This window comes from Flavobacterium sp. (genome assembly GCF_003525665.1).
GTDB lineage: Bacteria > Bacteroidota > Bacteroidia > Flavobacteriales > Flavobacteriaceae > Flavobacterium.
Genome location: NZ_DQDX01000125.1, coordinates 11,310 through 18,553, shown reverse-complemented (window position 1 = coordinate 18,553; position 7,244 = coordinate 11,310). Strand labels below are relative to the sequence as shown.

The window sequence follows — 7,244 nt, the reverse complement described above, 5'->3', positions numbered from 1 at the left end:
AGGTTTGCAATAGATTGAAAAATTTCAATTATTGGCGCCATTATTCTTTTTAAGGAATTATTATTCTTTTGTTTTTCTTCTACTAATTTTTGCAATTCTTCTTCTGATGGTGGATATTCTGGAGTTTTATAAATAGACCAAAGCACTGAAGCTATTGAGCAAAAAGCACCAATAAAAAAAGAATAATATACCCAAGTTGGAATGGAATTAGCATTATCTGTTTGGCAAATAGAAGCACTTTCAACCGCTGGCTGACTGAAAAACTTTTGAAATACAAATAGCGATAGGTTAGCAATTGTGATTCCGGCACCAACGAATAAACTTTGCATTTGAAATCCGAAAGTATGCTGATTTTGAGGAAGATTATCGCCAATAAAAGCTCTGTAAGGTTCCATTGCCGTGTTGTTAGCAGCATCTAAAATCCATAATAAACCAACAGCCATCCAAAGGCTTGAGCTAAACGGAAACAGAAAAAGACACAAGCTGCATAGAATAGCACCTATAAAAAAATAAGGTTTTCTTCTACCAAATCGTGGTGACCAAGTTTTATCTGATAAAGCTCCAATTATTGGTTGTACTAGCAAACCTGTAACTGGTCCGGCCAGATTAAGCCAAGGCAAATCGTGATGATCGGCACCTAGAAAAGAAAATATGGGATTTACAGCAGTTTGTTGCAACCCAAAACTGTATTGGATTCCGAAAAAACCAACATTCATATTCCAAATTTGCCAAAAGCTTAAGTTCATTTTTTTACTCATGGTAGTACAAATTATTAATTTAAAATAATGAATATGAATTAGTTGAATTGTGTAAAAATAAGGTCTTTAATTTAAAAATAATTCCCATACCAAGTAGAATTGGTACAGGAATTATCAACAAAATAAAGCATTGAAATTATCTTAGAATCTATAGTTTAATGCCATAGATAGAGAACGTCCTGGTAAAGGTCTTGCTCTAACAACGTTTGTTGTGTTGTTAGTAATACTTCCTTCTTCAACCTCTGTAATAGCTAATGTATCGAACAAGTTATTTCCAGAAACATTTACAGAAAGTCCTTTTGTAATACCCACTTCAACAAATCCGTTTACGATTAAAAATCCATTCATAACTAAGTCATTGTTGTCTTGAGCATACGCTTTTGTTTGACCAATAAAACTCAATCCTAAAGTATTTTTCTTTTGAGAGAATTTATAAGTTGGGATGAAATTGTACATTAATTTTGGTTGTCTTCTTGGATCGTTTCCAGCATTATCACCAGAAGTGATTTCGGCTTTAGTATAAGTTAAACCACCACGTAAATTAAAATCACTATTTACATTGTATGATGTTTCTAACTCTAAACCTAATGATTTGTAATCATTTTCAATTATGCTATTTGATGTAGCTTCGAATCCACCTTCTTCTGTTGTTACAGCTTGAAAAGCAGTTAGATAAAAATAACCTTTAGAGAATTTTCTTTTGTATCCAACTTCAAGTTGCGCTAAGAAATCTTTAGCATTGATTCTATCTCCATCTAAGTAATTTAAACCTGAGAATAAAATTCTATCGGCTTTTGCAGAAGCACCTTTACTATATCTTGCAAAAACTGATTGTTGTTCGTTTAACAAATAATTTCCACCTAAAGTATAAGAAACATAGTCATAATCATAATCAACAGCAGTTGTGTTTGCAGTATTTATAGCGAAAACATTTTGTTCTGGAGTAGAAATAGCGCCATCGTTATTGATATCATAAGTTGTAGAAGTTCCTCCAGCAAATGAACCATTTACTTGACCTTTGTCATAACGCAATCCACCTTCTAAAGACAAATTAGTATTTACATCTAAAGCTAAATTTACATAAGGTGCAGAAACATTATATTGTGTATCATAATTTCTAGCTAAGTTACCCCAAAAAGGAGTTCCATATGCATATAATCCGTTATCGGATAATGAATTTCCTGAAGCATCAGCTACATTAATCAAACGAGGATTGTTATCTGAAACTTCTTGTAAATAAGAATTCCATAACCATGACATTGAAATATTTTGAATTGATTTAAAGTAACCAGCAGTAACTCCAAGTCCGATATTATCAAACTTTTTAGTGATTCTTAAATCATTCATGAAATTATTGAAGTTGTTTAATTGCACATCAAACATGTGAATTCTTGCTACCAAACCGTTTGGATTGTTAAAAGGAGTTCCGTCATTAGCATAAGACAAAGTTGATCCTGCGCCAAATGATGTAGCTATATCAGAAGCCGAAGCAACTTGAGCTGGGAAAGGAGAAATAAATTGTCCGCTATTAGAAGAAAATCGACCGTTGTTTGTTACTTTCCATCCATCTTGTAAATCAAAATTTACGTTTGCACCAATTGATTTTGAAATTGGATTCATTCCATCATTCACCTTACCTCTTCTCAATTCACCATCAGGACCAAGACCTACGTTATGATTCAAGTATACCGATTGTAATGCTCCATTCGTTGCATCAAAACCATTTACGCTATCCCAATTAGGATTAGAATTTGTACCAGTAACTTGAACTGGCATTGGCATATAAGATGCTGCTCTATCGTTTAAAAACTTCGTGTAAATAGTTACCGAACCGTTTTCGAATTCTTTTGTAATATTAAATTTTACTTGACCACCATTATTTGCTATAAAACCCGGACTTCTTACTCCTTCACCAGATCTGTAGAATCCACCAGCATGAAAGTATAAACCATCTCCAATTTTTGCACCATATTCTAAATCGGTTCTAAAATCATTGTAGTCTAAACCGAAACTTGTAGCCATACTTCCACCTTCTACTTTACCAGTTTTACTAATAAAGTTGATAATACCACCAGGAGAATTTGATGAAAGTGTCGATGCAGAACCTCCACGAATAGCTTCAACCTTAGCAATATTTCTATCAAATCTTGTAAAAATATCTGCAGTTGCAAAAGCAATATCACCATATAAAAGCACTGGCAAACCGTCTTCTTGAATTTGTAAATACTTAGATCCACCAGAAGAAATAGGCACACCACGAACAGAAATATTAGAATTTCCTTCACCTCCAGAAGATTCTGAACGAATACCTGGGATAGTTCTAAAAATTTCGGCAGTAGATCTAGGTGCAGATTGTTCTATTTGTTTTACATCTAATGACGTAACAGAAACACTCGACTTTAATTTTGTTTTCGGATTTACAACACCAGTTACTACAACTTCCTCTAGGTTTGAAGAATCTTCTTGCAGACTAAAATCTAGCGTTGTATTGCCTTGGATAGTTACTTCTTGCGAAGTTGATTTGTATCCAATATAGGATACTGAAACTGTTGTTTTACCATTTGCAACTCCAGATAATGCGTATTTACCGTCAAGATCTGTTGTTGTAGATTTAGATCCAGCAACAACGTTTGCACCAATTACGGCCTCGCCTTTGTTGTCTTTCACGCTACCTGACAAAACACCACTTTGAGCAAACGATTGATTTATTAGCATAATTGCCACTAAAAACATCGTTTTTTTCAAAAAACTAGTAATTTTCTTCATTTTAATATTTTTATTTGATTAATAAAATAGGTTGATTAATATTTCGAAATTATATTATTTAGTGTTACAAAAATGAGAATAGAGTACCGAAAACGTTTTCGAAAAGTACGAAAACGTTTTCGATTTGAAATTAAAAAAAAAGTGCCATATTTGTTAAATGAAAGATATTACTCTTAAACAAATCGCCGAAACTTTAGGAATATCAATAACGACGGTTTCTAAAGCCTTAAAAAACTACTCAGATGTAAGTCCTAAAACTAGAAAAGCAGTTTTAGATCTTGCTAACAGCTTACAATATACCCCAAATTCTTTTGCAGTAAATCTTAGAACCAAAGAATCTAGAACTATTGGTTTAATAATTCCAGAAGTTGTGCATCACTTTTTTTCGAATGTCATTAATGGTATTATTGCTGAAGCAGAAAAAAATGGCTATTTGGTTATCATTTTACAATCAAATGAATCATTAGAATTAGAAAAAAAGCAGGTAGAATTGTTGATGAACAAGCGAGTTGATGGAATAATTATGTCTTTGTCTAATGAGTCTAATGATGATGATCACATAAAAGAATTAATTAAGAGAGAAATTCCATTTGTAATGTTTGACAAAATTTCTAAATTGGTTAATTGTTCCAAAGTGATTATAAATGATCAAAAAGCGGCTTACAATGCAGTTGCTCATTTGATAAATAAAGGATGTAAAAAAATAGCGCACATTCGTGGACCTGTAAATCCTCAAAATGCAATTGATCGGTTTTTAGGATACAAAAAAGCATTAGAAAAACACGATATCGTTTATAATTCTAAACTTGTTTATACTTGCGAAAAAGTAACATTTGAAGAAGGAAAACTTTTTGCTGAGCAAATTATAAAAGATCATCCCGATGTAGATGGTGTTTTTGTAATTACCGATTTGGTTGCAGTTGGTGCATTAGATTATTTTAATGAAATTGGAGTAAAAGTTCCAAATCAAATCAAGGTTATTGGATTTAGTAATTGGTTTATGTCGCAAGTAATAACTCCAAAACTTAGTACAGTAGATCAGCCGAGTTATGAAATGGGCGTTCAATCGTTCTGTCTATTATTGGAAGAAATGAATTGTAAAAAAGAATCACTTTCTTTTACACCAAAAACCATTGAATTAGAAACAAAAATTATAGAAAGAGAATCTACTTTAGAAAATTGATATTTCTTTTAAATCCTTCTAATTTGGTTCGTTTTACAGCCGAGTTTTTAAATACTTTTTTAAAAGTGTCTTCTGTAATTTCTTGCCAATCTTTTTTAGAAAACGACAACAATTCAGGATTTGGATTAAATAGAGGTTCGTTGTGTGGTTTTGAGAATTTATTCCATGGACAAACATCTTGGCACACATCACATCCAAAAGCCCAATCATCAAATTTTCCTTTCATTTCAGTTGGCAAATTGTCTTTTAATTCTATTGTAAAATAAGAAATACATTTACTTCCGTCAACTATATAAGGCGAGACAATTGCTTCAGTTGGGCAAGCGTCGATGCAAGCTGTACATGTTCCACAATGATCTGTTGTGGCGTAATCGTAGTCTAATTCTAAATCAATTATTAATTCGGCAATAAAATAAAACGAACCTACTTTTTGAGTTAATAGGTTGCTGTTTTTGCCAATCCATCCCAAGCCACTTTTTGCTGCCCAAGCTTTGTCTAAAACTGGTGCAGAATCTACGAATGCTCTTCCCGAAACTTCGCCGATTTCTGTTTGAATTGTATGTAGTAATTCTTTTAATTTATCTTTAATAACAAAATGATAGTCTTGTCCGTAGGCATATTTTGATATTTTATAACTTTCCTCATTTTGAATTTCTGATGGATAATAATTTAGTAATAGTGAAATTACACTTTTAGCATCATCAACAAGCAAATTAGGATTCAATCTTTTATCAAAATTGTTTTCCATGTAGCCCATTTGACCATTCATTTGATTGTTCAGCCAATTTTCTAATCGTGGTCCTTCTTCCTCAAGAAATCCAGATTTGGATATACCACAAGAAAGAAAACCGAGGCGTTTGGCTTCGGTTTTTATGAGATTTGTAAATTTTTCTTTGTTGTTAATCAAAATTAAAAAAGTCCTCCTTGAACATTCAACTTAATTTTTCCAAGATGTTTGTATGCTTTTTCGGTTACTTCTCTACCTCTAGGTGTACGCATAATAAAACCTTCTTGAATTAAAAAGGGTTCATACACTTCTTCAATTGTTTCACCACTTTCAGAAACAGCTGTTGCAAGAGTAGATAATCCAACTGGTCCGCCTTTAAATTTATCTATAATTGTCGTAAGGATTTTGTTGTCCATTTCGTCTAATCCGTGCGCATCAACGTTTAATGCTTTTAGCGAAAATCGTGCAATTTCAATATCAATTTTTCCGTTTCCTTTAATTTGAGCAAAATCTCTCACACGACGCAAAAGTGCATTGGCTATACGAGGCGTACCACGACTTCTACCTGCGATTTCAATTGCAGCTTCCATTGTAATTGGCATTTTTAAAATCGATGCACTTCGTTGTACAATGGTTGTTAGAAGTTCTGTATTGTAATATTGTAATCTACTTTGGATTCCGAATCTAGCTCGCATTGGAGCTGTCAACAATCCAGAACGAGTAGTTGCACCAACCAATGTAAAAGGATTTAAATTAATTTGCACCGTTCTAGCATTCGGACCAGATTCAATCATAATATCAATTTTGAAATCTTCCATTGCAGAATACAAATACTCTTCCACAATAGGACTCAAACGATGAATTTCATCTATAAAAAGAACATCTCTTTCCTCAAGATTTGTCAACAAACCAGCTAAATCTCCCGGCTTGTCTAACACAGGTCCAGATGTAATTTTAATACCAACACCAAGTTCACTAGCCAAAATATTAGCCAAAGTAGTTTTTCCTAATCCTGGTGGACCATGAAACAAAGTATGATCAAGTGCCTCTTCTCTTTGATTTGCGGCCTCAACAAACACTTTTAGATTTTCTAAAACCTGCTCTTGACCTGTAAAATCATCAAACGAAAGAGGCCTTAACTTTTTTTCAATGTCAAGCTCTTCAGGATTGAAGCCTTTATTTGTCGGATCTAAATTTTCGTTCATACTACAAATATATAACAAAGTTATAAGTAAATAAAAATGCCTTCCGAAATGAAAGGCATTTTTTATATTGATTTAAAATCTTAGTGATGTAAAACTTCTTCACCTGATTTCATTGGAACATTTTGCGGTACAAAATCTTCGTCATGACCTGGCTTACTATAATCGTAAGGCCATCTGTGAACTTCAGGAATTTCTCCTGGCCAGTTTCCATGAATGTGTTCTACTGGAGCTGTCCATTCAAGAGTGTTTGATCTCCATGGATTTTGTTCAGCTTTTTTACCGAAGAACATGCTGTGGAAGAAATTCCAAAGGAAAACCAATTGGAAAGCACCACCAACTAATGCAAAACAAGTAATGATTACGTTTACATTTTGCAAATCATCAAATAATGGGAAGTTTGTATTTGTATAATAACGTCTTGGCAAACCAGCCATTCCGATGAAGTGCATTGGGAAGAAAACTCCGTAAGCACAAACTGCAGTTACCCAAAAGTGAATATAACCTAAGTTTTTATTTAACATTCTACCAAACATTCTTGGATACCAGTGGTAAATACCAGCAAACATTCCGTAAAGAGCAGAAATACCCATTACTAAGTGGAAGTG

Annotated in this window: 6 protein-coding genes; 1 reads left to right on the top strand and 5 read right to left on the bottom strand. The window is 33.2% G+C overall.

The features are described from left to right. Both DIU01_RS08990 and DIU01_RS08985 read right to left on the bottom strand, forming a co-directional pair. Positions 1–746: MFS transporter (locus DIU01_RS08990; RefSeq protein WP_290833657.1), on the bottom strand; the 746-nt coding region annotated here is incomplete at its 3' end. Between the two features lie 153 nt (positions 747–899). Continuing rightward, entirely contained in the window at positions 900–3,524 is a 2,625-nt protein-coding gene (locus DIU01_RS08985; RefSeq protein ID WP_290833655.1) for a TonB-dependent receptor, read from the bottom strand. Positions 3,525–3,681: 157 nt separating this feature from the next. Here DIU01_RS08985 and DIU01_RS08980 point away from each other — a divergent pair, with 157 nt between their 5' ends. Continuing rightward, on the top strand, positions 3,682–4,707 hold the full coding sequence (locus DIU01_RS08980) for a LacI family DNA-binding transcriptional regulator (protein ID WP_290833653.1): 1,026 nt from the start codon (positions 3,682–3,684) through the stop codon (positions 4,705–4,707). Here the strand turns inward: DIU01_RS08980 and queG are convergent. From queG to DIU01_RS08965, 3 genes are all read right to left on the bottom strand, one after another. Next, a complete protein-coding gene (queG, locus tag DIU01_RS08975; RefSeq protein WP_290833651.1) occupies positions 4,691–5,614 on the bottom strand; it encodes a tRNA epoxyqueuosine(34) reductase QueG in 924 nt (307 codons plus the stop codon). The two genes, DIU01_RS08980 and queG, sit on opposite strands and share 17 nt — an antisense overlap. Positions 5,615–5,616: 2 nt before the next feature. Then, on the bottom strand, positions 5,617–6,639 hold the full coding sequence (ruvB, locus tag DIU01_RS08970; RefSeq protein ID WP_290833649.1) for a Holliday junction branch migration DNA helicase RuvB: 1,023 nt from the start codon (positions 6,637–6,639) through the stop codon (positions 5,617–5,619). An 80-nt stretch (positions 6,640–6,719) separates the two neighbouring features. Further along, the coding region (locus DIU01_RS08965; RefSeq protein WP_290833647.1) for a cbb3-type cytochrome c oxidase subunit I at positions 6,720–7,244 on the bottom strand (525 nt) is incomplete at its 5' end.